The sequence below is a fragment of the Streptomyces sp. MGP-BFMKR1 genome, from assembly GCF_057766585.1.
Window position 1 is genome coordinate 5,385,643 of record NZ_CM173408.1, and the last position, 25,042, is coordinate 5,410,684.

A 25,042-nucleotide genomic window follows, 5' to 3' on the forward strand; every position below is an offset into this window, starting at 1 on the left:
GGCTGTGAAGTGCCGGAGGGGGCGCGGGATGCGATGGGTCGGCAAGCGATGTCTTGCTCTGGGGTGGGCGCTGGGTGCCGTGGTGACCGGTTGGGGCGTGAGCGGCTGTGACGTCCTGTCCTCGTCGGACGACGACGAGCCGATCACGGTGGGCACAGCCGACCCGGTGACCACGCTCGACCCGGCGGGCGCGTACGACGCGGGCTCCTGGGGTCTGTACAGCAACGTCTTCCAGTCGCTGCTGACCTTCCGGACCGAGAGCCCGAAGCCGGTGCCGGACGCGGCGAAGAGATGCGACTTCGCCGGCGAGGAACTGCGCACGTACATCTGCGAGCTGCGCCCCGGCCTGCGCTTCGCCGGCGGGCGCGACATCACGGCGGAGGACGTGAAGTTCTCCTTCGACCGGATCGTCGCCATCAACGACCCGCGCGGCCCGATGTCGCTGCTGACCAGCCTCAAGTCGGTGGAGACCCAGGGCGACGACAAGGTGATCTTCCACCTCAGGACGGCCGACGCGACGTTCCCGTACAAGATCGCGACCGGCGCCGGCTCCATCGTGGACCGGGAGAAGTACAGCCCCGACAAGCTGAGCACCAGCGAGGACGTGACGGGGTCCGGGCCGTACGTGCTCAGGAAGTACGAGCCCGAGAAAATAGCCGAGCTGCGCCCCAACGGCGATTACCAGGGCGCCATAAAGGACACCGGAAAGCCCGTCACGGTCCGCTACTTCGCGGATTCCGAGGCGCTGCGGGACGCCTGGAAGAACAAGGACGTGGACGTCGCCGCGCGACAGTTGCCGGCCGCCTACGTGCGTTCGCTTTCCGCGACCGACCCCGCCATGAAGGTGATGGAAAACCCGGGCGCCACCACCGGAAATCTGGTCTTCAACGTGCGCGAGGGATCGGCGCTGAAGAACCCCGCCGTGCGCCGGGCCATTGCCGCCACCATCGACCGGGGCGAGATCATCCGCAAGGCACACAGCCGCACCGTCGACCCGCTCTACTCGCTCATCCCGAAGGGCGTCACCGGCCACAACACCGCCTTCTACGACTCCTACCCGAAGCCCAGCGCCGACGAGGCCCGCCAACTCCTCCAGGCGGCCGGCATCTCCACCCCGGTCAGCTTCCGCATGGCGTACGCGCCGGGCTCGGCGGGCAAGGCCGAGGGCGAGGAAATCAAGGCGCAACTGGAGAGGACGGGCCTGTTCAAGGTCTCGTTCAAGCAGTACAAGTGGGACGAGTTCCAGCGCGGCTTCAACAAGGGCGACTACGACGCGTACGGAATCATCTGGTATCCGGACTTCCTCGACGCCGACACCTTCATCAGCCCGCTGGTGGGGGAGCAGTCCACGTTGCACAACGGTTATCGCAGCGACCGGGTGCGGGCCCTGATCCGCGACACCCAGAAAACCCCGCAGCGGGAACGCGTGGTGTGGGACTTCCGGGAGATCCAGCGGCTGATCGCCCACGACGTGCCGATACTGCCGCTGTGGCAGGGCAAGGACATCGTGGTCAGCAAGGACGGGATCGCCGGCACCCAGTTCCTCTCCGAGGGCACTGGCATGTGGCGGCTGTGGGAGCTGGACCGCATCTGACCACCACGCCGGGCCGGCCCCGTCCGCGGGCGGCCCGGCCAGTGGGGGACTTCCAGCGGCTCTCGCGCGGGGCGCTCAGAGCGCCTGCTCAGAGCCCGGGCTCAGAGCCCGTGCTCAGAGTCCGTGCCGGGCCAGGAAGTCCGTGATCAGCTCGGCCCACTCCGCCGGTGCCTCCACCATGGGCAGGTGACCCGTGGCCAGCTCGGCGTACTCGGCCCCCGCGATGTTCTCGGCCAGCGGGCGCGAGTGGTCCGGGGAGACCAGCAGGTCCGCGGTCGTGGCGATGACCAGCGTGGGCACGGCGACGCGCGGGAGGTCGGCCGTGGTGTCCACGTCCCCGACCAACGCCGCCTGGTCGGGCGTGCCGGGCGGTACGGAGGCGGCGATGTCGTCGAGCAACGGGTCCAGTTGGTCGGCCGCCAGGGCCTCGTACGTCGCGGGGGCGAACGCGGTCAGCGCCACCAGTTCCGCGAAGGCCCGCCGGTCGCTCAGGGCCAGCAGGCGGCGCCACAGCGCGAGCGTGGTCCGCAGCCGGTTGTCGGCCCTGGCCAGCCCCGCCGTGAGCACCAGGCCGCGCACCCGCTCCGGGTGCCGGGTGGCGGCCCGTACGGCGACTGCCGTGCCGAGCGAGTAGCCGACCAGCGTGAACGTCTCCACGCCGGCCCCGACCGCCTCCGCCACCAGCGCGTCGGCCAGCCCGTCCAGGGTCAGCGGCGCGCCGGCGCGCGGCGTGTCCCCGGAGCCCGGGTAGTCGGGCGCCACGACGGTGTGGCCCGCGGCCAGCGCCGGCAGGATGGGCACGTAGTTGCCCTCGACGCTGCCGCCAGCCCCGTGCGCGAGCAGTACCCCGGGACCCGAGCCGGTGACCCGGGTGGCCAACGGACCGACGGGCGCGGCCGGGGCGGGAGCGGTGACGGGGCCGGGGGCGGGCCGCCCGGGCGCGGCGGACGCTGCCGCGTCAGCGGCGGACGCGAGAGCCGGGGACGGGGCCGGGGACAGGGCTGGGTGCGCGGTGCTGGCCGCGGGAATCTGTGCCATGGCCGGTAGGTTGCCCTTTGACATCGGTGTGAAGGTCAAGTCGAAACGGAAGGACGGCCGGGCGGGATGCTGATCGGCGAGCTGGCACGGCACACGGGCGTCAGCACGAGGCTGCTGCGCTACTACGAGGAGCAGGGCCTGCTCCGCTCCGAACGGGACAGCAACGGCTACCGCCGCTACGCCCCGGAGGCCGTGGAGCGGGTGCGCCGGGTTCGCGAACTGCTGGCCACGGGGCTGAACACGGACGCGATCCGTACGGTGCTGCCCTGCACGCACAGCGCGGGCCCCGGCGTACGCGACTGCGCGCACTTCACCGACATCGTGGACGGCCAGCTCTCGAAGCTGGACGACGACATAGCCGAACTCCAGCGCCGCCGCGCCGCCCTCACCGACTACGCGGCCCTCTCCGACCTCCCCACCCCGGCCCCCGCCCCGAACCCGACGCCGGGCCCGGGCCCCTCCTCGGCCGCCCCCTCCAGCATCGCGAGCTGACCCGGCGCCCGCCCCGGGCCCGGCCCGCCAACCGGCGCCCGGCCCACCAACCCGTAGCAGCGCCATCCGCACAGCGCGAGGGCCCCGCACCGGCCAACAGCCGGTACGGGGCCCTCACACGCGCTGGGGACCGACCACGAGGTCGGCCACGACGGCCGACCGCGAGGTCAGAAGCGGCGGGTGATCAGCGCCCGCTTGACTTCCTGGATCGCCTTGGTGATCTCGATGCCGCGCGGGCACGCCTCCGTGCAGTTGAACGTCGTGCGGCAGCGCCACACGCCGTCCCGGTCGTTGAGGATCTCAAGCCGCTGCTCGCCACCCTCGTCGCGCGAGTCGAAGATGAAGCGGTGCGCGCCGACGATCGCCGCCGGGCCGAAGTACTGACCGTCGTTCCAGAACACCGGGCACGAGGACGTGCACGCGGCGCACAGGATGCACTTGGTGGTGTCGTCGAAGCGCTCGCGGTCCGCCGCGGACTGTCGGCGCTCGCGCGTCGGCTCGTTGCCCGTGGTGATCAGGAAGGGCATCACGTCCCGGTACGCCTGGAAGAACGGCTCCATGTCGACCACGAGGTCCTTCAGGACCGTCAGGCCCTTGATGGGCTCGACCGAGATCGGCTTGTGCGGGTTGATGTCCTTGATCAGCGTCTTGCAGGCGAGCCGGTTGCGGCCGTTGATCCGCATGGCGTCCGAGCCACAGATGCCGTGGGCGCACGAGCGGCGGAACGTCAGGGTTCCGTCGAGCTCCCACTTGATCTTATGGAGGGCGTCCAGGACGCGCTCCTTGGGGTCCATCTCGATCTGGAAGTCTTCCCAGACCGCCTGGTCCGAGACCTCCGGGTTGAACCGGCGGATTCGGAACGTGACCGTGATCAGGTGCGCGGCGGCGGACTCGGCGTCCGCCGGTGCCGAGGAGTTCTTCTCAAGGGTCGCGCTGCTCATCAGTACTTACGCTCCATCGGCTCGTAGCGGGTCTGCACGACGGGCTTGTAGTCGAGCCGGATCGACTCGGTGCCGTCTGCGCCCACCTCGCGGTACGCCATGGTGTGCCGCATGAAATTGACGTCGTCGCGGTTCGGGTAGTCCTCGCGGTAGTGGCCACCGCGCGACTCCTTGCGGGCCAGCGCGGAGACGGCCATCACCTCGGCCAGGTCGAGCAGGTTGCCCAGCTCGATGGCCTCAAGGAGGTCGGTGTTGAACCGCTTGCCCTTGTCCTGCACGGAAACGTTCCGGTAGCGCTCGCGCAGGGCGCCGATCTCCTCGACCGCCGTCTTGATGGTCTGCTCGGTGCGGAAGACCATGACGTTGGCGTCCATGGTGTCCTGGAGCGCCTTGCGGATCTCGGTGACGCGCTCGCTGCCCGTCGAGTCCCGCAGCCGCTCGACCTGCTCGATGACCAGCGAGGCCGGGTTCTCGGGCAGCTCGACGTAGTCGGCCTTGGAGGCGTACTCGGCGGCGGCGATGCCGGCCCGACGGCCGAAGACGTTGATGTCGAGCAGCGAGTTGGTGCCGAGCCGGTTCGCGCCGTGCACGGACACGCAGGCGACCTCGCCGGCGGCGTACAGGCCGGGCACGACGGTGTCGTTGTCGGCCAGCACCTCGCCCTCGACGTTGGTCGGGATGCCACCCATCGCGTAGTGCGCGGTGGGCTGGATCGGGATCGGGTCCGTGTACGGCTCGATGCCCAGGTAGGTCCGCGCGAACTCGGTGATGTCCGGCAGCTTGGCGTCGAGCTGCTCCGGCGGCAGGTGGGTCAGGTCCAGGTAGACGTGGTCGCCCTCGGGGCCACAGCCGCGACCCTCGCGGATCTCGGTGTAGATCGAGCGGGAGACGACGTCACGCGAGGCGAGGTCCTTCATGACGGGCGCGTACTTCTCCATGAAGCGCTCGCCGTCCTTGTTCCGCAGGATGCCGCCCTCGCCGCGCGCGCCCTCGGTGAGCAGGATGCCCATCCGCCAGATGCCCGTCGGGTGGAACTGGAAGAACTCCATGTCCTCCAGCGGCAGCCCGCGCCGGTAGACGGCCGCCTGGCCGTCGCCGGTGAGGGTGTGCGCGTTGGAGGTCACCTTGAAGAACTTGCCGCAGCCGCCGGAGGCGTAGATGACGGCCTTCGCCTGGAAGACGTGGATCTCGCCGGTGGCCAGCTCGTACGCGACCACGCCGGCCGACTTCTTGACGCCGTCGACCTCGGTGATGAGCTGGTCGAGGACGTAGAACTCGTTGAAGAACTCCACGCCCTCCTTGACGCAGTTCTGGTACAGCGTCTGGAGGATCATGTGGCCGGTGCGGTCCGCCGCGTAGCAGGACCGGCGGACCGGGGCCTCGCCGTGGTTACGCGAGTGGCCGCCGAACCGGCGCTGGTCGATGGTGCCGTCCGGGGTGCGGTTGAACGGCAGGCCCATCTTCTCCAGGTCCAGGACCGAGTCGATGGCCTCCTTCGCCAGGATCTCCGCGGCGTCCTGGTCGACCAGGTAGTCGCCGCCCTTGATCGTGTCGAAGGTGTGCCACTCCCAGTTGTCCTCCTCGACGTTGGCCAGGGCCGCGGCCATGCCGCCCTGCGCCGCGCCGGTGTGGGAGCGGGTCGGGTAGAGCTTCGTCAGGACGGCGGTCCGGCTGCGCTTGGTCGACTCGATGGCCGCGCGCATCCCGGCGCCACCGGCGCCGACGATGACGGTGTCGTACTTGTGGATCTTCATCGGATTGCGTCAGCCCCGGGCTCTAGCGGATGTTCGGGTCGAAGGTGAAGATCACCAGCGTGCCCAGCAGGATGGTCCACACGGTGGCGCAGTAGAGCACCGTCTTCAGCCAGAAGCGGGTCTGGTCGCGCTCCGCGTAGTCGTTGATGATGGTGCGCAGCCCGTTGGCGCCGTGCAGCATCGCCAGCCACAGCATCACCAGGTCCCACGCCTGCCAGAACGGCGAGGCCCAGCGGCCGGCGACGAAGGCGAAGCCGAGCCGGGAGACGCCGCCGTCGATCACGAGCTGGATCAGCAGGTGACCGAGGACCAGGACGGTGAGCAGGATCCCGGACAGCCGCATGAACAGCCAGCCGTACAGCTCGAAGTTGGTCCGGCTGGCCTTCGGGGTCCTGGAGGTGCGGGCCCGAGGCGGTTCGATGACCGGCGCGGGGTTGTCGACGTCGTACGTCGTGACCGTGCCGGCCGTCGCGGGGGTGGTGTCAGTCGCCATCATCAGCTCCCGAAGAGGTCGCGGAGGGAGTGCTCCATGATCGGGTAGAAGGCGCCCGCCATCAGGACGACCCAGATACCCACCGAGGCCCAGAGCATCTGCTTCTGGTATCGGGGACCCTTCGACCAGAAGTCCACGGCGATCAGGCGCAGGCCGTTGAGCGCGTGGAAGAGCACGGCGGCGGCGAGGCCGTACTCCATCAGGTTCACTACGGGATTCTTGTAGATCGCGATCGTGTCGTCGTACGCCTCGGGCGATACGCGGACGAGCGCGGTGTCCAGCACATGGACGAGCAGGAAGAAGAAAATGGTCACGCCGGTGACTCGATGAGCCACCCAGGACCACATGCCTTCCCGGCCGCGGTACAGCGTTCCAGCCGGCACGGAAAACCCTCCGGGAGCGGGGACTGGGGCCACCGGCTTGCTGTCGGTCGGGCCCGGCCGGGTACGGTCCACCGGCCCTGGCCATCGTAGCGACGTGTTGTCGGTTCCCCGCGCCGGGGTCCGGAGGTGTGATCAAACAGCCACGTACGGCCTAGGGCCGCCTGGCCCCCGACGCGTCGGGCACGGCGCGGCGCGCGGAGTCTCAGGTTCCGTGTGGCCTGGTCGCGGCGAGGTGGGCGAGCCGTCCCCGCGCGATGCGGCGCAGTTCGTCGGCGGCCACCTCGCGCTCGGTCTCCGCGTCGTTGTCGAGCCGGGCGCGGATGGCGGCCAGCACGTGGCCGAGCACCTCCTCGTGCGGGACGCCGTCCAGGCACACCACGAAGACGTGGCCGAACTTGCTCTCGTACGCGGCGTGCGCCGCCCGCAGCGCGGTGTGCGCGGCGAGCGTGCCGGGGCCACGGGAGCCGGAGGGCGCGTGCTGGGCCACGGACTCGTCGGCGAGCGCCTCGGTGAGGTCGCGGGGCGTGAGGTCGTAACTCGCCTCGTCGGCGGCGGCCAGCAGCGCGGGCAGGTCGGGGTAGGGGCGGTGGGTCGCGAGCCGGCGGGCCCAGCGGCGGCTGCCGCAACAGGCCAGCAACGCGGCCTCGACGGCCCCGTCCTGGGCGGCGTTGAGCCGGTCGAGCGCGCAGCCGGGCGGTGGCGGTGGCGCGGCGGGCGACGGGGGCGGCGCGGCGGGGGCCCCGGCGGCGGGGGCGGGCGCGGCGGCCGGGGCCGGCGGGGCGATGGCTGAGGGCTGGGTCGACGCGGTGGTGGCGCCGGTCAGCACGTCCGGGGTGTCGCTGGACACGGTGGCCTCCTCGGGATGAGCGGCCCGGAGAAGAAGGCGGCGAACGGGGTGGGTGCGGGCGACCGCGGTGCCGGACCGCGGAGGCCGGTCGCTGCGGAGCGTGACGAGATGGATACGTGAAGGGAACGGCCAGGGAAAGTGGGCGGGAAGAGGGAGTGCGTTGGCCAGGGTCGCCGAGGGGGCGCCTGGCGGGCGGGAGGGGGATCGAGCGAGGTGGGCCAGCGGGAGGAGGGAGCGGGAGGGTGCGCGGGCGGCAGGCGAGAGCTCAAGGGGGAGGCGGAGGTCACGGTAGCGACACCTCTCCGAAATGGACCCGGTGCGACGTGAACTTCACCCGAAGGAGAGAGTTTTTCTGCGGGTGGTGGACGATTCGCCTCCGCTATCTCCGCTCTTTCGCCCCTCAATGGGAAGTTTGCCCCCATGAGGATGCCTCGCTCTGACTCCAAGACCACGATCATCGTCGCGGCCCTCGCGGTCGCGGCGGCCCTGGCGATCGTGCTGGCCGTGGTGGGGTGGCCCGGCGGCGACGACGACTCCGAGCCCGCGCGCGACGGCCCCGGCTCCGCCTCCGCCGGCCCCTCGCAGCCGCCGCCGCTCGACGCTCGCCCGCCCCGCTCCCTCGGCTCGGCCGACCCGCCGCCCGCCCCGCGCGTCATCCCCGCCGTCCGCTCGTACGAGCCCGAGGGCGGCCCCGGTTGGCGGCCGGGCGACGACTCGCGGGTGGTCGTGGACCGGAAGGGCCCGCTCGCCGACGAGGCCGACCGGCTCGCCCGCGAACTCGGGCTCACCGTCGCCGCGGGGCCGCCCCGCCGCGGCGACATCGCCCTCGCGCTGCGCCCCGCGTCGGCCATCCGGGCCACGCCGAAGGGCGGGGACGACAAGGGCTCGGCGCGGCGGCCCGACCAGCGCTCGGCACCGCGCGGCGCGCGGGCGCCGGAGCGGCCGGGCGAGGACCAGATCGCGCGCGAGTCCTACGTGCTGACGGTGCGTGACGGGCAGGCGCTGATCACCGGCTCGGCCGACGCGGGCGTCTTCTACGGCACCCGCACGGTCCGGCAGGCGCTGCGCTCGGGCGACGGGCGGCTGCCGGCCGGCGTCGTGCGGGACGGTCCGGACCGGCCGCAGCGCGGGCTCATGATCGACACGGCGCGCAAGCACTTCACGGCCCGCTGGATCGAGGACCGGGTGCGCGAGGCCGCCGAACTCAAGCTCAACCAGGTCGGCCTGCACTTCTCGGACGACCAGGGCTTCCGGATCGAGAGCACATCGCACCCGGAGATCGTCTCCGCCCAGCACCTGACCAAGGCTCAGGTGCGGCGGATCGTACGGCTGGCCGAGCGACTCCACGTCGCGGTGATCCCGGAGATCGACTCGCCCGGCCACCTGGGCACGGTGATCCGCGCCCACCCCTCGCTGCAACTGCGCGGCGCGGACGGCAGCGCCCCCCGCGGCACGATCGACATCTCCGCTCCCGGCGCGGCCCGCATCCTGGACGACCTGCTGCGCGAGTTCGCCCCGCTGTTCGCGACCGACGCCGGCGGCGGCCCGTACTGGCACCTGGGCGGGGACGAGTACCTGGCCCTGACCGTGCGCGACCCGGAGAACACCTTCCCGCAACTGGCCCGGCACGCCGAGCGCAGGTACGGGTCCGGGGCGCGGGTGCGGGACCTGGCCACCGGCTGGCTCAACGACCGCGCCAAGGCGGCCCGCGCGGCCGGAGCCCGGGTCAAGTCGTGGAACGACGGCCTCTTCCGGGGCGGCGTGGTCCAGGCGGACAAGGACCGCGAGGTGGAGTACTGGACCGGCAAGGAGATCGGGGCCCGACAGCCGGAGGAGTACCTGCGCGAGGGCCGCCCGGTGATCAACGTGAACGACGAGTACCTCTACTACGTACTCGGGGAGCCCAACGACTTCACGTACCCCACCGGCCGGCGGATCTACGAGGAGTGGTCGCCGCGGGTGCTGCGGGGCAGCGAGTCGGTGCCGGCCGCGCTCGGTGGCCGGGACCGGGTGGTGGGGGGCCGGTTCGGCATCTGGTGCGACATCGCCGACGCCCAGACGCCGGAACAGATCGCGCGCGGCATCCGCGCGCCCCTGCGCGCGCTGGCGCAGCGCGTGTGGGACCCGCGCGAGCCCCGCGAGCCCTGGGCGCGGTTCGCGGCGCTGGGCGAACAGGTGGCGGGCCGGTAGCCGGCGGCGCGCGGCACCCCACCGGCCCGGCCGGACTCTCCCGAAGCCGCGCGCCGTGGGTCACGCGTTGGTCACGCGTGGGTCGCACGAAGGCCCTGGTCCGCGTGTCATCGCAGGCCAGGGCCGTGGGAAAGCTCAAGACGGTCGGGGCCGCCACCCCCCACAGGAGAGGCCCCGACCGCCGTACGAGACGGACCCGCGTACGAGCCCGTACCACCTACAGCGCCACGCGCCTCGAATGCGTCACACCGGCCCCGCGGACCGGTCTGGACGCGCCCTAGCGGATGCCCGTAACGTGCAGGTCCGCGCCGTCGGGCGCGCCGTTTGCATATCTCATCGCGGCCCGGATCACCGGCCGCGTTCCAGGGGGCCTGAAATGTTTCCGTGCGGGAATTGCCGCGCTACCGCCGTCGGCGCCGATGGGCGCTGCACCGCGTGCGGCTCCTACCAGCAGCAACAGCAGCAGCCGCTGCCCAGCGCGCCCCCGATCGGATACCCCGCTCCCGGTCCACAGGGGATGGGCATGCCGGCGCCCGTGGACCTGCGGCGCGGCCTGTCGACCGCGCTCACGGTGCTGTTCGGGGTGCTGATCGCCTCGGAGATCGCGGTCCTGGTGGCCGTCTCCGACCAGTGGAGCATCCTCGGGGACTTCCAGGACGGGAAGTTCATCTCCTACAAGAAGGCCGATGACGCCGACGACTTCGCCATGGGCATGTCGGTCATCAACTTCTTCGTGGTCGTCGCGGTCGCCATCGTGTGGGCCGTCTGGTTCCGCCGGCTGCGGCTGAACGCCGAGGTCTTCGCGCCGGGGCAGCACCGGTTCACGCCCGGCTGGGCCGCGGGCGCCTGGTTCACGCCGGTGGTCAACCTCTGGTTCCCCAAGCAGATCGCCAACGACATCTGGCGCGCCAGCTCCCCGCAGGGCCCGCAGGCCGCCAAGCGCGGCCTGCTGAACGGCTGGTGGGTGACGCTCATCGTCGGTCAGGTCGTCGGCTTGGTGGCCAGCGTCCAGTACGAGGTGGCCAACACCAAGATGGAGGACGGCGACATCGAGACCCCGAAGGAGGCGATGGACACCATCGACTCCATGCACTCGGCGCTCGGTGCCAGCATGTTCTCCTCCTGCGTGCTGATCGCCGCCGCGATCCTCGGCCTCCTCCTCGTCCGCCAGATCACCACCATGCAGGCCGAGCGCGCCACGCTCCCGCCGCAGTCCGGCCCCGCGCCGTACGGCCCCTCCGGCGGCCTGCCGTACGGGGCCCCCGCGGGCCAGCCCTACCCGAACCAGCCCTACGGGGGCGCCGCGCCCTACGGCCAGCAGTACGGTGGACAGCAGTACGGCGGCGGCCCCGGCACGCCGCCGCCCGCCCCGGGGCAACAGGCGCCGGGCCAGCAGCACCCGTACGGCTCCGGTCCCGCCGGGTACTGAGACCGGAGGCGGCCCGGACGACGACCACGTACGGCGCCGCTCAGCAGCGGATTCTCCAAGTGGAGCAGGATGAGGGCGTGCAGGGGGACGACGGGGAGTTGACCGCCGCGGTGCGCGCGGCGCAGGACGGGGACGAGGCCGCCTTCCGGACCGTCTACCGATCCGTGCACCCGCGGTTGCTCGGATACGTACGGACGCTGGTCGGCGAGTCGGACGCGGAGGACGTCACGTCGGAGTCCTGGCTACAGATCGCGCGCGACCTCGGCAGGTTCAGCGGGGACGCGGACCGGTTCCGGGGCTGGGCGGCGCGCATCGCGCGCAACCGGGCGCTCGACCACATCAGAATGCGCGGGCGCCGCCCGGCGATCGGGGGGGACGAGACCGAACTCGCCGAACGGCCGGCCGACGCGGACACCGCGCGCGAGGCCCTGGAGTCACTGGGCACCGGGCACACGCTCGCGCTCATCGCCCAGTTGCCCCGCGACCAGGCCGAGGCCGTGGTGTTGCGGGTGGTCGTCGGCCTGGACGCCAAGAGCGCGGCCGGTGTGCTCGGCAAGCGCCCCGGCGCGGTGCGCACCTCGGCCCACCGCGGACTGCGGCGCCTGGCCGACCTCATCGAAGGCCCACCGAGCGAGCCCGTCGACCAGGGCGGCGCGGGGCCCCTCGGCCCGGCGGGGCCGGGGAGCCCAGGCAGCGCCGGCGGCGGCGCGGGCCCGCCCCCGGGGTCGGGGCGGATGGAGAGCATGGCGGCGCGGGAACCGGCCCCGCTGCCACGGAGGGGAGCGGCTTCCGCCGTACGACCGGGGGCCGCGGCGCTCACCGGCAGGGAGAGCACACCGGCCGAGGTGGGAGCGGACGCGACGGGAGAGCCGATCCCGTCGCAGCGCCTGGGACGCAGCGGCGCGACGACGTCCGCGAGTGTGACGGATTCGTGCGCGCGGACGCAGAGGGACATGTGATGGCCGACAAGCACCAGTACGGCTGGCTGGATGATGATGCCGCTGAGCGATTGCTGAGCGGCGTCCCGGTGCCTGGTCAGAGCGGGTTCGGCGGAGCGCGAAGAGAGCGGAACGGGGCTGGACCCACCCTCGCTGACCAGGGGCGGAGCGAGGCGGAACGAATCGCCACGGCGGGCCTCGGCGGACCCGGCGCGGGTTCGGCCCACGCCGGGGACGGCCCCGCCGACACCGACGGCCTGGGTGCCGCCGCGGCGCGGCCGACCGCCGCCGGTAGCCCGACGGGCGGCGGCCCGGCCAACCCCGGTCGCGGCGCCCCCACGACGCACGACCACCCCGACCGGGCCGACCAGGCCGAGGCCCCGCGGGTAGCGGCGGAGCGGCTGGCCGCCGTGCTCGCGGCCGTGGCCGAGGACGCGATCGGACCGCTGGGCCGTGGCCTGGGGGGCGAGGAGGGGCCGCTGCCCGGTGAGGAGGCGGCGGTCGCGGCCTTCCGCGCCGCGCGCGCCACCCCCGCGGCGTCCGCCGACGGGCTGCGCGTCGAGCCCGGCGCGCCCGCGCTCGGCGACGTCCACGGGGCCGCCGCGCGGCTGCCCGAAGGGCCGACAGCCGGCGACGACGACGCTTCGCTGGCCGCGGCGCGCGGCGAACGGGGCGCCGCCGGCGCGCCCGCCCGCGCGCCCGGGGTCGCCGAGGCGGCCTCCGACGCGCGGGGCGCGACCGCCAAGAGCCGCGGCGCGCTGGCCACGGCGCGCGGCCGGCGCACCACGGGCCCGTCGGCGATCACCGTGGTGGGCCGGGCGGACACCGGACCCGGCCGCAAGGGCAGGCCGGGCCGGGGAAGACCGGTGCCGGTGCGTGGCCCGCTGCGTGCCGGCCTCGCCGCGGCGCTGGTGGGCTGCGCGCTCGGGAGCGTCGCGGTCGCCGCCGGCACCGGCGTGCTGCCGACGCCCTTCCGGAACGACGTGCAGCCGGCCCCGGCCGCGAGCGTGACCGCCGCCGGGAGCCCCGACGGCTCGGTGCCCCAACCGAAGATCAGCGGCGCGACGGGCACGCCGTCCACCGACCCGAGCCACTCGCGCCCACCCGGCGACGGCACGCGGCCCACCGAGTCCGTCTCCGCGCGCCCCGACGACCCGGACCCGGGCGGCGACGCGAGCCCGAGCGGCGGCGCGACCGACGGCACGGGCGACGCGTATGACCCCGGCGACGGCCCCGACGCCACCGCGCCCGGCAACCGCCCGGGCAGCCAGCCACCGCGCTGGACGCCCGACCCGAACCGCAAGCGCTGGGTCCTCGCCATGTGCCGGGACTACGTCGCGCACAAGAACGGCAAGGACGTGGGCCTGGACTCGCACACGCTGCTGAAGCTGGAGCGCGCGGCGGGTGGGGCGAGCGCGGTGCGGAAGTTCTGTGCCGGCCTGCTCAACGAGGACAGCGCCCCGCGCCCCGGCGGCGGGGGAGGCGGCGGCGGTGGTGGCGGCGGCCAGAGCGGCGAGCCCGGCGAGGAGCCGGACGAGGGCGACCAGGGCGGCGGTGACGGCGACGCCGGCCGGCCCCCCGGGCAGGGCCGCCCCTCGCCCACGCCGACCGCCACCGCGACCCCCAGCCACACCGCGAGCGCGACGCCGAGTCCCGCCACGCGTCACTGAATGTTCCCGGCCGCTCGCACGGGCGAGCGGAAGGTGTGCGGGCGCCCTCCGCCCGGCATACCGCTGGTTAACGGACGAAGTGCCCGCTGTGGAGCACCGTGTACCGGCCAGAACCGATGAGGTGTGACGTTTTCTCGCGTCACGGCGCTGAATGGAGCGGGCCGACTGGTCATCGGCCGCGCGCAAGCCGGGGTTCCCCCCGTACCTGCGGCTACGCGCAACTGGCGCGGGTGGGGCACGTTCCCCCGGCCCTGCCCGCGCCCCCTCCTGCCCACGCGCCCGCCGCCGCCCGGCCGCCTGACTCACGCCACGCACGCCCGCTGGGCCACTGCCCCGCCGCGGGCCGCCCCTTGCGACACCTTGTGACGCCGCCGCGCCCACGACATGGCCGGAGGGGCTCGGTGCGCTGGGTTCGTCCGAACGACGCGCGCGGGGTTGTCCGATCGGGCCGCGCGGAACCACCCCGAAGGCGGGCATGTGCGCGCGGCGGCTGACCGTGCGCCGCCCGTACGACCTGATGCCGGCACGGGTACGAACGCGGACACGGTTGGCGGCGTGGCCGCGCCCGGGGGAGCAGCGCGTTCGCCCGTACGGTCCGGGAAGGCCCGCCTAGCGGTAGACGACCACCTTGTCGCCGGCCTTCACCTGGGCGAAGACCGAGGCGATCTTCTTCTTGTCGCGCACGTTCACGCAGCCGTGCGAGGCGCCGCTGTAGCCGCGGGCGGCGAAGTCCGACGAGTAGTGCACCGCCTGGCCGCCGCTGAAGAACATCGCGTACGGCATCGGGGTGTCGTAGATCGTCGAGACGTGGTCGCGGCTCTTGAAGTCCACCTTGAACGTGCCCTCGCGGGTCGGCGTGTACTGCGAGCCGAACCGGACGTCCATCGCCGCGAGCACCTTGCCGTCGACCATCCACGACAGCGTCCGGCTGGCCTTGCTGATGCACAGCGTCCGCCCGGTCATGCAGCGCGGGTCGGGCTTGGCTATCGGGCGGCTCGTCGGCGGGTACATCGCGGTCCGGCTCGGCCGGTCCGTCAGATCGCGCAGCTTGGCCCACGTCTTGGCGTCCAGGGTGCCGGAGGCCGGGCGGTTGTGGCCGCGCTGGAAGGCGGAGACGGCCGTGCCGGTGACCGAGCCGTAGTACCCCGTGGGCTGACGGTCGAACAGGCCGAGCTGGCGCAGCCGGGCCTGGAGTTCGCGCACCTTCTCACCGCTGGTCCCGAGCGCGAGCACCGGGCGCGGCAGCGGCTTCGCGGGGCGCGTCGGCCAGGTGCGCTTGGCCGGCGTCCGGGTCGGGACCGGGGCCGGGCGGTGGGTGCGCGGCGGCGCGGGGCGCTGGGTGCGGGGCTTGGTCCGGGTGGGCTCCGGTGCCTTGTGCGTGCGCTGCGGGGTGCTGCGCTCGGGCTCCGCCGTGGCGCTCGGCCCCCGGGACGCCCCGGACTGCACGGACGCGGGCTCGCACCCCGTGGCGACCGTCGTCACGGCTGCCGCCGTCACCACGGCAAGCGTGGTCCGTAAGACGGAAACGGACATCCGGCGCATCTGTCGCCCCCCACATCACGGCAATTTTTTCCCCTCCCACATATGCCCGGGACCGCCGGGTGTCGAACCTCGCGCCGAGCGGCGAGCGGAGACGGGGGCGCGCGCCCGCGCGCTCAACCGGCGGGCGAGAGCCGCGCGATCAGCCGGCCCGGGAGCGCCGCGCGCTCGGCCGGCGCGGGCACGACTCGGCCGACGCGGGCAGAAAACCGCGTGCTCACCCCGGTGCGCGCCGCCGACAATGGGTCATGCTGATCGACCACTGGCCGCTGGCCGGGCTGCGCGTGACCACGCCGCGCCTGGAACTGCGGCTGCCCGATGACGAAGAACTGGCCGCGCTGGCCGACCTCGCCGCCGAGGGCGTGCACGCGCCCGACCGGATGCCGTTCACCGTCCCGTGGTCGGACGCGCCCGGGCCGCGGCGGGCGCGCTCGGTGGTCCAGTACCACTGGCTGCGCCGCGGCGACTGGACGCCGGACCACTGGTCGCTGAACCTGGCCGTCTTCCGGGACGGCCGGCCCGTGGGCACGCAGGAGTTGTCGGCCGATGACTTCGGCGTGCTGGGGGTGGTCGGCTCCGGCTCCTGGCTCGGCCTGCGCCACCAGGGCCAGGGCGTGGGCACCGAGATGCGGGCCGCGATCCTGCACCTGGCCTTCGCCGGGCTCGACGCCCGGGAGGCGGTGACGGCCGCGTTCGAGGACAACGCGCGCTCGCGTGCCGTCTCGCGCAAGCTCGGTTACGCGCCCGACGGCGTGCGCCGCGTGGTCTCCCGTGGCCGGCCGGCGACGCTGCACCGACTGCGGCTGGCCCGCGCCGACTGGCGGCCGGACCCCGACCTGCCGGTGACCCTGACCGGCCTCGACCCGTGCCTGCCGCTGTTCGGAGTGGCTTCGCGAGCCGGCGCGGCGGGCCAGGCGCCGGCCGACGGCGTGGGGCCGGCCGATGGCACGGGGCCGGCGGTCTCGCCGGGCGTGCCGGGGCGCGGCGGCCCCTTGACCTGAACCGAGGTCGAGGCCGCAGGCTGGGGGCGACCGTACGCTGTCTCACCGCACGTCCAGCCGTGACGCGTCCTCCGCGCCGGCCGGGACGGCCCGACGCCGCGACCGAGGAGCATGCCATGCCCGCGCCCGCCGATCCCTCCGAGCCGCTTCCCGTACCCGACGGCGGGGCGGGCGCCACGGCCGTGCGGCACTGGATAGCGGGGCACGCGCACCCGCTCCCCGACGTGAGCGCCCGCGCGCCGCTCGACCATCTCGCGCCGTTGCGCGCCATGGTGGGCGACGCCCGCGTGGTCGGCCTCGGCGCGGCCACCCGGGGCGCGGCCGAACTCACCACGCTGGCCCACCAACTGATCCGCTACCTCGTCGAGGAGTTGGGCTTCCGCTCGCTGGCCCTGGACGAGGACTGGTCGAAGGGGCTCCAGTACGACGCGTACGCGGCCGGCACCACCGTGCCCGGCTACGGCGGCGACGGGCCGGTGAGCCCGCGCGAACTGCTCGCCGACGCCGGACAGCCGTACCGCTGCGCCGAGTTCCTGGCCGTGCTGCACTGGATACGCGCCTTCAACCGGCGCCACCCGGACGACCGGGTGCGCGTCGTCGGCCTCGACCGGAGCGCGGTGGGGGCGCACGTCTACGACGCGGTGACCGACCACGTCCGCGCCACGGCCCCGGACCAACTGCCGCGACTCCTCGACCTGTACGCCGCGCTGCGCCCCTCGCGCCCCGTCGCCGAGCACGTCCGCTGGTACGCCGCGCTGCCCGACCAGGCCCCCCTGCGCGCGGCGGCGCGGCGGGCCCGCGAGGTGGTGGCCGGCCTGCCGCCGGGCCCGGGGCGGGCGCTCGCGCTGCGGCACGCGCGGGTGATCGAGGGCTTCTACGCGTACCACGGGCGCGACCAGGATCCCGAGCCCGGCGGCGCGGACGCCGTCGGCGAAGCGGACGGCTCGCCGCCGTTCATGGCCGAGAACGCGATCTGGTGGCACGAACACACCGGCCACCGGCTGATCCTGTGGAGCGGCCTGGCCCACACCGCGGACGGCGCCCCGCTCACCGCGTCCCACCCGCCCGCGGCGGCGCGCTCGGCCGTGGCGGGGCCCCCGCCAGCGGCGGCTCCGGCCCCGCTGTGGACCGAGGGCGGGGCGCTGCGGCGGCACTTCGGGGCCGGCTACGCGTCGGTGGCCCTGATGTTCGGCGAGGGCGAGGCGCCGCACACCATCGCGCCTCCGTCGCCCGGCCTCGCCGACGCCGTGCTGAGCACCGCCCGCCCCGACGCGTACTTCCTCGACCTGCGCGCGCCGCAGCCCGTCGCGGCGCACACCTGGTTCGACGCGCCGGCCACGGTGCGGGTCGTCGGGCCCGGCCACGAGGCGGAGCGGGACGCCGACCTCCACCTCGCCGGCGGACGGCTCGCGAGCTGGTTCGACGTGGTGGCCTGGGTGCCCCGGGTGACCCCGCTCGACCGGCTGCCGTGAGCCGGTCCGGCCGGACCTGACCGGTCGCCCTGGCCGGGTCAGGCCACGGGCGGCTTCTTGCGCGCGTTCAGCAGCGCGAAGCCGAGGTGCGCCCCCTGGTCCGTGGTGAGCATGTCGATGACCCGCTGGTGCGCCGCGCGCTGCGCCGGGTGCGCCTGCGCGCAGGCGCGCGCCCACAGCAGCCAGTCCCGCCAGCCGTCCTCCTGGAGCCGCGCGGAGGTGACCTCGACGAGTTCGGTGATCTCCCACTGGAACCGCCACCACGCGGGCGTGTGCCAGGCGATGGCCTCCCAGCCGACGACGGCCTTGACGTGTGGCGGGATCGCGCCCATCTCGCGCACCTCGCGGGTCATGGCGGGCGTCGCCACCGCGAGTTGGCCGCCAGGTCGCAGGAAGCGCAGCAGGTACGGCAGGTAGCCGTCGGCGGTGCCGAAGTACTCGAACGCGTCGACGCTCACGATGGCGTCGAAGCTCTCGTCCGCGAAGGGCAGCGCGTGCGCCTCCGCGTGCACGGCCTCCACCCTGTCCCCGACCCCGGCCGCCGCGAAGACGGCCGCCGCCCGCTCCGCGCCGACCCACCAGTCGGCCGCGACCACCCGCGCCCCGTACTCCCGGGCGAGGAACACCGACGTCGCCCCCATGCCGGACCCCAGGTCGAGCACCCGTGCCCCCGGCCGCAGGTCGAGGTCCCGGGCCAGGTCCTCCAGCAGCCACAGCGGGTTCGGCCCCATGTCGAGGTCGAGCAGCCACACCGGGTCGTACGCGGCCGAGCGGGGGTAACGGTCGGGTCGTACGAGATCGTTCACGGCGGTCATGGGCACCGACTGAACCGGCCGCGCGCGGCGCGCGCAACGGGATTTCGACGCGGCGACGGAATCTCAGGCGGGTTCTCAGACGGATCTCAGGCGGGATCCCGGGTGGGGACTCGGACGGGGTGGCAACGGAGCCCGGCCGAGGCCGTCGGGCCCGGGGACGGCGGCGGTCACGGGGCCAGCACGTCCAGCTCCGCCATCGCGCCGGTGGCGATCTCGCGGGTCAGCGACTCGGCGCGGGCCGCGTCGCGTTCGCGTATCGCCTCGGCGACGCGCACGTGGAGGGAGACCGCCGCGGGGTCCGGGTCGGGGAACATGACATGGTGTTCGGTCCGCCCGGCCAGCACCTCGGCCACCACGTCGCCGAGGCGCGCGAACATCTCATTGCCCGACGCGTTCAGCACCGTTCGGTGAAAGGCCACGTCATGCACCAGATACGCATCGAGCTGCTGGCCGCGTGAGGTGGCCACCATGCCCAGGGCGTGCTCGGTGAGCCGCGCGCACTGCTCGGGTGTGGCGAGGGTGGCGGCGAGGCCGGCGGCGACCGGTTCGACCGCCGAGCGCAGCACCGTGAGGGAGCGGAGCTGACGCGGGCGGTCGGCCCCCGCCAGCCGCCAGCGGATCACCTGCGGGTCGAAGACGTTCCACTCCTCGGTGGGGCGGACCGTGACGCCGACCCGGCGCCGGGACGCCACCAGGTACATGGACTCCAGCACCCGCACGGCCTCACGGATCACGGTGCGCGACACGTCGAAGCGCCGTTCCAGCTCGTCCGTGCGCAACACCGTGCCCGGCGGGTACTCGCCCGCGGTGATCGCCGGACCGAGCGATGCCAGGACGCGGGCGTGGAGCCCCTGCCCGTGCTTTTCCATGGCGGTCAGCCTACGGCGTGGGGCTCACGCCAAATAAGTATGACTTTTAAGTCACATCCTCTTGAATACGTCGTACCTATACGTGAAGGTGTGGGGCGTCGTCGAGGTCGATGAAGACAGCGAGGTTGTTCATGCATGCCCCCCACGTGGTGGTCGTCATGGGCGTGTCCGGTACGGGCAAGTCCACGATCGGTCGCTCACTCGCCGCGCTCCTCGGCGTCCCGTACGCCGAGGCCGACGACTTCCATCCGCCGCGGAACATCGCCAAGATGTCCGCCGGCACCCCGCTCGACGACGCGGACCGGGCCCCCTGGCTCGACGCGATCGGCGCCTGGGCCCAGGGCCGGGCGGGCCGGGGCGGCGTCGTGAGTTGCTCGGCGCTCAAGCGCGCCTACCGGGACCGACTGCGGGCCGCCGCCCCCGGCATCGTCTTCCTTCACCTCACCGGCGACCGCGCCCTCATCGCCGAGCGGCTCAGCTCCCGCAAGGGGCACTTCATGCCCGGCGCGCTGCTCGACTCCCAGTTCGCCGACCTCGAACCCCTCCAGGACGACGAACGGGGAGTGGCGGTGGACGTCACCCCGCAACCCGCCGTCATCACCCAGCGCGCCATCGAGGAAATCGCCCGGCTCGACGAGGTCCCCCCGACCACCTGACCGGCCCCGACCCGCCCGCACACCCGCCGAGGCCGCCTCCCGCCCCGTCGGTACGAGCCCGTACCCGTCTCCCCGCCCCAGCCCCTGCCTCCGGGCCGCGTCACGCGCCCCCGTACGCGCCACGCGCCACACCCCCTGCCTCCTGCCCTCTGTCCTCGTACGCACCACACGCCCCCGTGTCCCCGTACGCGCCCCGCACCCCGTCCACGTAAAGGAACCGTTCCGTGAGCACTCTCAGCGTCGAGATGCTGGCAGCGGATGCCGCCGAACCCATCACCTCGGCCGGCCACGCCCAACTGGGCATCGCCGTCCTCGTCGGCATCGCCGCCATCGTCCTGCTCATCACCAAGTTCAAGCTGCACGCGTTCCTGTCGCTGACCATCGGGTCGCTGGTGCTGGGCGCGGTCGCGGCGGCGCCGCTCGACAAGGCCATCGCGAGCTTCACGGCGGGGCTCGGCTCCACGGTCGGCGGCGTGGGCGTCCTCATCGCGCTCGGCGCGATCCTCGGCAAGCTCCTGGCCGACTCGGGCGGCGCGGACCAGATCGTGGACACCATCCTGGCCCGCGCCAACCAGCGCACCATGCCCTGGGCCATGGCCCTGATCGCGGGCATCATCGGGCTGCCGCTCTTCTTCGAGGTCGGCATCGTGTTGCTGATCCCGGTCGTCCTGCTGGTCGCCAAGCGCGGCAACTACTCCCTCATGCGCATCGGCATCCCGGCCCTGGCCGGCCTGTCCGTGATGCACGGCCTGGTGCCGCCCCACCCCGGCCCGCTCGCCGCGATCGACGCGATCGACGCCAACCTCGGCGTCACCCTCGCCCTCGGCGTCCTCGTCGGCATCCCCACCGTCGTGATCGCGGGACCCGTCTTCGCCCGGTACGCGGCGCGCTGGGTGGACATCGAGCCGCCCGAGGGGCTCGTTCCGCAGCGGCCGTCCGAGACGCTGGAACGCCGCCCCAGCTTCGTCGCCACCGTCTGCACGGTGCTGCTGCCCGTCGTGCTCATGCTGGGCAAGGCGCTGGTGGAGATCGTGGTGGACGACCCGGAGAACCACCTCCAGCGGGTCACCGACGTCATCGGTTCGCCGCTGATCGCGCTGCTCGCCGCCGTCCTGGTGGCCATGTTCACGCTCGGCCGGGCGGCGGGCTTCGCCAAGGAGCGGCTGTCGGGCATCGTGGACACCTCGCTGGTTCCCATCGCGGGCATCCTGCTCATCGTCGGCGCCGGCGGCGGGTTCAAGCAGACCCTGATCGACATCGGCGTCGGCCAGATGATCCTGGACTTCTCCAACGACTGGGACGTCTCGCCGCTGCTGCTCGCCTGGCTCATCGCGGTCGGCATCCGACTCGCCACGGGCTCGGCCACGGTCGCCACCATCTCGGCCGCCGGCCTCGTCGCACCGCTGGCCACCGACATGTCCATCACCCACCAGGCCCTGCTCGTCCTCGCCGTGGGCGCCGGCTCGCTCTTCTTCAGCCACGTCAACGACGCCGGGTTCTGGATGGTCAAGGAGTACTTCGGAATGAACGTCGGCCAGACGATCAAGACCTGGTCGCTGATGGAGACGATCATCTCGGTCGTGGCGGGCGGCCTGATCCTCCTCCTGTCCCTGATCATCTAGCGCTGCTCGCTGCTCGCTGCTCCGCCCCGCCCCGCGCCCGTCGGTTCCCGGCCGTCGTTCTCCGGCTGTCGGTCCGGCGGGTGCTGGCTGCCTCGCCCGGCTGTCGGTCCGGCGGGCGCTCGGTCCCGCGTACGCCGGCGGCTCCGGAGCGCGGTGGGTGCGGCGGGCGCGGTCAACCCGCGCCCTCGGCGCGGCGCCGACCCTCAGTCGGACGGGTGGGCTTTGCGCGCAGTGGAGTGACGTTTCTTGGTGTGCCTGCCACCGCTGCGCCACGCTCGCCGCATGGAGGTACACGAGCGGGACGTACGGGGGCGAATGCCCGTACTCCCGGACACGTCAAGGGCGTTGACCTTTCCCACGGCCCCGCACGACACGGTCCGCAGCGGCCCTCGCCACCCGGCCGGACGCCGTGGTCGCGACCCGCGCCACCCGGCCATGCGCCGCGTTCGGGGCGCGCGCCGGGGGAGCTACGGGCCGACGGGGCAGCGCGCGGGGGGCGGCCGATGAACGGGCGTGGCGACATGTCGCGGCGCGCCGCATGGGACCGGGAGCGGGGCCACGAGCGGGCGCACGAACGGACCCGGCCACGGGCCCACGGCACCCGGGAGACCGACCCGGCCGGCGCTGACCACCGGGCCGTGGCCGCCGCGCGCGACGGCGCCCCCGGCGTGGCCCCGCCAACACGGGCCGCCGACCCGCACCACGAGGCCGTCCCCGACGTGTCCTGGGCGCCGCCGACGCCCGAGCGGCCGGCGACGCACCGGGGCGCGCGGGGACCGGGCGAGCCGGCGCCGCCCGGCGAGCACGCTGTCGTGGTGGAGAGCAGCAGGTTCCGGCTACGCGAACTCGCGCCCACGGACGTGGACGCCGTACTGGCCGTCTTCGACGACCCCGGCGCCACGCGCGCGTTCGGGGCGCACTCCTTCCGCCGTCGCGACGCGGTCGCGCTGGTCGAACAAGCCCTGGCCAGCGCGCGGCAGCGGCCTCGCACGCACTACCGCCTCGCCGTCAGCCGAGCGCACTCGGGCGAACTGATCGGCACGGCCAAGCTCATCCTCGACCGGCCCGAGCGGGACGCCCTCGTACGCACCGGCCACCGCGGCGCCGAGGTCGGCATGGCCCTGCGCGCCGACCAGGCCAGCGTCGGCCACGGCATGGAAGTCGGCTACCTCCTCGGCGTGCTGGGCTTCGACCGGCTCGGCCTGCACCGCCTCTGGGCGGGCGTCCTCCCCTCCGACGCCGCCGCCCAACGCGCCGCGGAGCGGGCGGGCATGACCCGCGAGGGCGTGTTGCGGCACTACGCCTATGCGAACGGCGCCTGGTACGACCTCATCCGGTACGCCATCCTCGAACACGACTGGCACGCCCGCCTGCGACGTTGACCCCACCCCGCAACGCCCCACCGCCGCCCGGCGCTTGCCCTCCCGTTCCGGCTCGCTCCTTACCCCCCGCCTCTCCCGCCTCGCCCTTCGCTCTCTCCGCCTCGCCCTCATAGGCTTCGCCGCTGCCTGCCTGCCTGCCTGCCCGTCCCGGCGCCCGCTGCTCCGCGCGTGACCGCTGAGTTCTCGCGGCGCACCCCCCTCCGCGCCGTACGCGACACCCCTCGTGCACAGCTACCTCCTGCACGTCCGGCCCGAGTTGGGCCAGGCCACCGCAGACCCCGCGTACGGCGGGCTCCGCCCGCCCGGCAAAACGGGCGGGCGCTCCGCGTACGGCCGGAAATAGCCGGTGATAGGGAGAGATGAGGCGGGAAACGTGGGTGTATCTCACCTTGCCGCACGCCGGAAGGGAAACGTGGGTGGGGAGCGCAACGAGAGGCGTCAGCGGGAGTTTAAAACGGGCGGGCGGACGTAAAGAAAGAGGGGTGCGCCAGCGGAAAGGATTCGCCAACGACCCTGACCCATCGAACCCTTCGCCGCCCTGGATCACCGCCCCACGGGCGGATACAGTGACGCTCGCTCTCTCGCCTTGCCACCGCAGCGTGTCGAAGCCCGACCGGTGACTCTAGGAGAACCACATGGGGTGCATTCTCCGTCGACGGACTCTCCGTCTGTTGACCGCTTTGTTCGCCTTCTCCGTCATCTCCCTCCAGGCAGGCTGCGACAGCTCATCCGATTCTTCACCGTCGCCCACCGCTGTAAAGGGAGGCGTCGAAAGTCGGGTAAGGGGTACCGAATTCAGAATCCCGGAGACCGTGTTGCTGCTCAACTGCTCTCCCGCCAGGGAACTCGCCCTCACCGCGCTCTCCGTGCGTGACGGCAGCGTCGTGTCCACGGCGTCGGGAGACCTGCCGGCTGACCAGAACCCCAGCGGCTCCTACGCCTGCCACGACGGCATCGGCGGATATCCCGCCTCCTCGGCGCTGCGGCAGATGTTCAACGAGGACTACACCCTGATGGCCGGGCGCATCGCGGGGCCCGGCGGGGTGGGCGAGCGGGCGGTGGCCTTCGAGGTGCGTACGGGGCTGCCGGCGGGGCCGGAGCCGGAATCGGGAAGCCCCGCCGACGCTCCACGGGACAGTTATCCGGTCTTCCACGAGGGCGACCTGTGGTACATCGACCGCGCGGGCCGGTTGCGCAGCCGGCTGCCCGAGAACCCGCCGGAAAGCGCCCGGGACCGTGGCCCGGCCGTCGACGCCGACGGCGAGCCCCTCAGCGAGGTCTCCTTCGGCGGCGGCGTGGCCTGGCGCGCGAAGGACTCCGATCTGAACGAGTCCGCCATTCACCCCACCGGCGGCTACGTCGCCGAACACAACACCGTCTGGAACCAACTCCAACTCCGTAAGCGCGGTGCCGACCGCGACGCCGGAACCCCGTTGAGCAAAAGCGTGGACTACGGCGGCAACGGACCGCGAATTCCCCGTGGCAGTACCGAGGTCCCCGACTGCTCGCCCGAATTCTGGCTGGACTCCCGCGAGCTGATCTGCTCCCACGCGGGAAAGTCGAACGCCCAGATCCTCCGGGTGCGATTCACGGCAGACCTCCAGATCGTGCGGGACGTCGAACCACTCCTCCCCGAGACCGATCTCCCCTCCTACGGTGCTGTGCCCTCGCCGGACAAGAAACAGATCGCCTTTCTCGCGGAACGCGGTGACAAGGTCGAGGTGTACCGCCAGTCGCTGCGCGCGGGTTCGCAACCCGTCAAAATCGCCGAGGCGCCGGATTCCGGCGTCACCTACCTCCTGGGGTGGAATTGACGCCGCGAGTGCTGCCGAGTCCTGCCGAGTCCTGTTGCACCCGGGCACCCGGGCACCCGGACGAGCATGGTCGGGGCATCGGGGCATCGGGGCATCGGCGCTT

21 protein-coding genes are annotated in these 25,042 nt (G+C 73.3%); 12 read left to right on the top strand and 9 right to left on the bottom strand.

What is annotated here, in order from left to right:
* The first annotated feature begins 28 nt into the window (after positions 1-28).
* Positions 29-1,594 carry an ABC transporter substrate-binding protein gene (locus tag AC3CHW_RS21255; RefSeq protein WP_488467522.1) on the top strand — a complete coding sequence of 522 codons (1,566 nt, stop codon included), beginning with the start codon at positions 29-31 and terminating at the stop codon, positions 1,592-1,594.
* 114 nt (positions 1,595-1,708) lie between these two features.
* Here AC3CHW_RS21255 and AC3CHW_RS21260 read toward each other — a convergent pair whose 3' ends face one another.
* Positions 1,709-2,632, bottom strand: a complete 924-nt coding sequence (locus tag AC3CHW_RS21260) for an alpha/beta fold hydrolase (RefSeq protein WP_488467523.1) — start codon at positions 2,630-2,632, stop codon at positions 1,709-1,711.
* A gap of 66 nt (positions 2,633-2,698) precedes the next feature.
* Here AC3CHW_RS21260 and AC3CHW_RS21265 point away from each other — a divergent pair, with 66 nt between their 5' ends.
* A complete protein-coding gene (locus tag AC3CHW_RS21265) occupies positions 2,699-3,124 on the top strand; it encodes a MerR family transcriptional regulator (protein ID WP_488467524.1) in 426 nt (141 codons plus the stop codon).
* 167 nt (positions 3,125-3,291) lie between these two features.
* Here the strand turns inward: AC3CHW_RS21265 and AC3CHW_RS21270 are convergent, their stop codons facing one another.
* The 5 genes from AC3CHW_RS21270 to AC3CHW_RS21290 form a co-directional block, all read right to left on the bottom strand.
* Positions 3,292-4,065 carry a succinate dehydrogenase iron-sulfur subunit gene (locus tag AC3CHW_RS21270; protein WP_398610343.1) on the bottom strand — a complete coding sequence of 258 codons (774 nt, stop codon included), beginning with the start codon at positions 4,063-4,065 and terminating at the stop codon, positions 3,292-3,294.
* Positions 4,065-5,819, bottom strand: a complete 1,755-nt coding sequence (gene sdhA / locus AC3CHW_RS21275; protein ID WP_398610342.1) for a succinate dehydrogenase flavoprotein subunit — start codon at positions 5,817-5,819, stop codon at positions 4,065-4,067. The genes AC3CHW_RS21270 and sdhA overlap by 1 nt, the downstream gene beginning before the upstream one ends.
* A 22-nt stretch (positions 5,820-5,841) precedes the next feature.
* Positions 5,842-6,312: a succinate dehydrogenase hydrophobic membrane anchor subunit gene (locus tag AC3CHW_RS21280; RefSeq protein ID WP_381158463.1), complete on the bottom strand. Its 471-nt coding sequence runs from the start codon at positions 6,310-6,312 to the stop codon at positions 5,842-5,844.
* A gap of 2 nt (positions 6,313-6,314) precedes the next feature.
* Positions 6,315-6,695 (bottom strand): succinate dehydrogenase, cytochrome b556 subunit, encoded by a 381-nt coding sequence (gene sdhC / locus AC3CHW_RS21285; protein WP_176162091.1) that lies wholly within the window; start codon positions 6,693-6,695, stop codon positions 6,315-6,317.
* A 202-nt stretch (positions 6,696-6,897) separates the two neighbouring features.
* Positions 6,898-7,542 carry a 2-oxo-4-hydroxy-4-carboxy-5-ureidoimidazoline decarboxylase gene (locus AC3CHW_RS21290; RefSeq protein ID WP_488467525.1) on the bottom strand — a complete coding sequence of 215 codons (645 nt, stop codon included), beginning with the start codon at positions 7,540-7,542 and terminating at the stop codon, positions 6,898-6,900.
* Between the two features lie 420 nt (positions 7,543-7,962).
* Between AC3CHW_RS21290 and AC3CHW_RS21295 the strand changes: the two genes are divergently transcribed.
* From AC3CHW_RS21295 to AC3CHW_RS21310, 4 genes are all read left to right on the top strand, one after another.
* Positions 7,963-9,732: a family 20 glycosylhydrolase gene (locus AC3CHW_RS21295; protein ID WP_488467526.1), complete on the top strand. Its 1,770-nt coding sequence runs from the start codon at positions 7,963-7,965 to the stop codon at positions 9,730-9,732.
* 523 nt (positions 9,733-10,255) lie between these two features.
* On the top strand, positions 10,256-11,161 hold the full coding sequence (locus AC3CHW_RS21300) for a DUF4328 domain-containing protein (protein WP_398610282.1): 906 nt from the start codon (positions 10,256-10,258) through the stop codon (positions 11,159-11,161).
* Between the two features lie 77 nt (positions 11,162-11,238).
* Positions 11,239-12,120, top strand: coding sequence for an RNA polymerase sigma factor (locus AC3CHW_RS21305; protein WP_488471127.1), 882 nt, complete (start codon positions 11,239-11,241; stop codon positions 12,118-12,120).
* A complete protein-coding gene (locus AC3CHW_RS21310) occupies positions 12,120-13,769 on the top strand; it encodes a hypothetical protein (RefSeq protein WP_488467527.1) in 1,650 nt (549 codons plus the stop codon). Before AC3CHW_RS21305 ends, AC3CHW_RS21310 begins: the two co-directional genes overlap by 1 nt.
* 609 nt (positions 13,770-14,378) lie before the next feature.
* Here the strand turns inward: AC3CHW_RS21310 and AC3CHW_RS21315 are convergent.
* A complete protein-coding gene (locus AC3CHW_RS21315; RefSeq protein ID WP_308118006.1) occupies positions 14,379-15,266 on the bottom strand; it encodes a L,D-transpeptidase family protein in 888 nt (295 codons plus the stop codon).
* Between the two features lie 290 nt (positions 15,267-15,556).
* Between AC3CHW_RS21315 and AC3CHW_RS21320 the strand changes: the two genes are divergently transcribed.
* Both AC3CHW_RS21320 and AC3CHW_RS21325 read left to right on the top strand, forming a co-directional pair.
* Positions 15,557-16,309, top strand: coding sequence for a GNAT family N-acetyltransferase (locus tag AC3CHW_RS21320; RefSeq protein WP_488467528.1), 753 nt, complete (start codon positions 15,557-15,559; stop codon positions 16,307-16,309).
* A gap of 116 nt (positions 16,310-16,425) precedes the next feature.
* On the top strand, positions 16,426-17,781 hold the full coding sequence (locus AC3CHW_RS21325) for an erythromycin esterase family protein (protein WP_488467529.1): 1,356 nt from the start codon (positions 16,426-16,428) through the stop codon (positions 17,779-17,781).
* A gap of 38 nt (positions 17,782-17,819) precedes the next feature.
* Here AC3CHW_RS21325 and AC3CHW_RS21330 read toward each other — a convergent pair whose 3' ends face one another.
* A complete protein-coding gene (locus AC3CHW_RS21330; RefSeq protein ID WP_488467530.1) occupies positions 17,820-18,596 on the bottom strand; it encodes an SAM-dependent methyltransferase in 777 nt (258 codons plus the stop codon).
* 167 nt (positions 18,597-18,763) lie between these two features.
* On the bottom strand, positions 18,764-19,465 hold the full coding sequence (locus tag AC3CHW_RS21335; protein ID WP_176162084.1) for a FadR/GntR family transcriptional regulator: 702 nt from the start codon (positions 19,463-19,465) through the stop codon (positions 18,764-18,766).
* A gap of 131 nt (positions 19,466-19,596) precedes the next feature.
* Here AC3CHW_RS21335 and AC3CHW_RS21340 point away from each other — a divergent pair, with 131 nt between their 5' ends.
* The 4 genes from AC3CHW_RS21340 to AC3CHW_RS21355 all read left to right on the top strand — a co-directional run bounded on the left by AC3CHW_RS21340 (position 19,597) and on the right by AC3CHW_RS21355 (position 24,939).
* Positions 19,597-20,121 carry a gluconokinase gene (locus tag AC3CHW_RS21340; RefSeq protein WP_488467531.1) on the top strand — a complete coding sequence of 175 codons (525 nt, stop codon included), beginning with the start codon at positions 19,597-19,599 and terminating at the stop codon, positions 20,119-20,121.
* Positions 20,122-20,345: 224 nt separating this feature from the next.
* The gene (locus AC3CHW_RS21345; protein ID WP_488467532.1) at positions 20,346-21,743 is read left to right on the top strand and encodes a GntP family permease; all 1,398 of its coding nucleotides are present in this window, start codon (positions 20,346-20,348) and stop codon (positions 21,741-21,743) included.
* Positions 21,744-22,246: 503 nt separating this feature from the next.
* Positions 22,247-23,125 (top strand): GNAT family N-acetyltransferase, encoded by an 879-nt coding sequence (locus AC3CHW_RS21350; RefSeq protein WP_488467533.1) that lies wholly within the window; start codon positions 22,247-22,249, stop codon positions 23,123-23,125.
* Between the two features lie 812 nt (positions 23,126-23,937).
* Positions 23,938-24,939 carry a hypothetical protein gene (locus tag AC3CHW_RS21355; RefSeq protein ID WP_488467534.1) on the top strand — a complete coding sequence of 334 codons (1,002 nt, stop codon included), beginning with the start codon at positions 23,938-23,940 and terminating at the stop codon, positions 24,937-24,939.
* Positions 24,940-25,042: the final 103 nt, after the last annotated feature.

Coding starts and splice junctions, on each gene's coding strand:
- AC3CHW_RS21255 (WP_488467522.1), top strand. CDS start 29: ATGCGATGGGTCGGCAAGCGATGTCTTGCTCTGGGGTGGGCGCTGGGT.
- AC3CHW_RS21260 (WP_488467523.1), bottom strand. CDS start 2,632: ATGGCACAGATTCCCGCGGCCAGCACCGCGCACCCAGCCCTGTCCCCG.
- AC3CHW_RS21265 (WP_488467524.1), top strand. CDS start 2,699: ATGCTGATCGGCGAGCTGGCACGGCACACGGGCGTCAGCACGAGGCTG.
- AC3CHW_RS21270 (WP_398610343.1), bottom strand. CDS start 4,065: ATGAGCAGCGCGACCCTTGAGAAGAACTCCTCGGCACCGGCGGACGCC.
- sdhA (WP_398610342.1), bottom strand. CDS start 5,819: ATGAAGATCCACAAGTACGACACCGTCATCGTCGGCGCCGGTGGCGCC.
- AC3CHW_RS21280 (WP_381158463.1), bottom strand. CDS start 6,312: ATGGCGACTGACACCACCCCCGCGACGGCCGGCACGGTCACGACGTAC.
- AC3CHW_RS21295 (WP_488467526.1), top strand. CDS start 7,963: ATGAGGATGCCTCGCTCTGACTCCAAGACCACGATCATCGTCGCGGCC.
- AC3CHW_RS21300 (WP_398610282.1), top strand. CDS start 10,256: ATGCCGGCGCCCGTGGACCTGCGGCGCGGCCTGTCGACCGCGCTCACG.
- AC3CHW_RS21310 (WP_488467527.1), top strand. CDS start 12,120: ATGGCCGACAAGCACCAGTACGGCTGGCTGGATGATGATGCCGCTGAG.
- AC3CHW_RS21320 (WP_488467528.1), top strand. CDS start 15,557: ATGCTGATCGACCACTGGCCGCTGGCCGGGCTGCGCGTGACCACGCCG.
- AC3CHW_RS21325 (WP_488467529.1), top strand. CDS start 16,426: ATGCCCGCGCCCGCCGATCCCTCCGAGCCGCTTCCCGTACCCGACGGC.
- AC3CHW_RS21330 (WP_488467530.1), bottom strand. CDS start 18,596: ATGACCGCCGTGAACGATCTCGTACGACCCGACCGTTACCCCCGCTCG.
- AC3CHW_RS21335 (WP_176162084.1), bottom strand. CDS start 19,465: ATGGAAAAGCACGGGCAGGGGCTCCACGCCCGCGTCCTGGCATCGCTC.
- AC3CHW_RS21340 (WP_488467531.1), top strand. CDS start 19,597: ATGCATGCCCCCCACGTGGTGGTCGTCATGGGCGTGTCCGGTACGGGC.
- AC3CHW_RS21350 (WP_488467533.1), top strand. CDS start 22,247: ATGAACGGGCGTGGCGACATGTCGCGGCGCGCCGCATGGGACCGGGAG.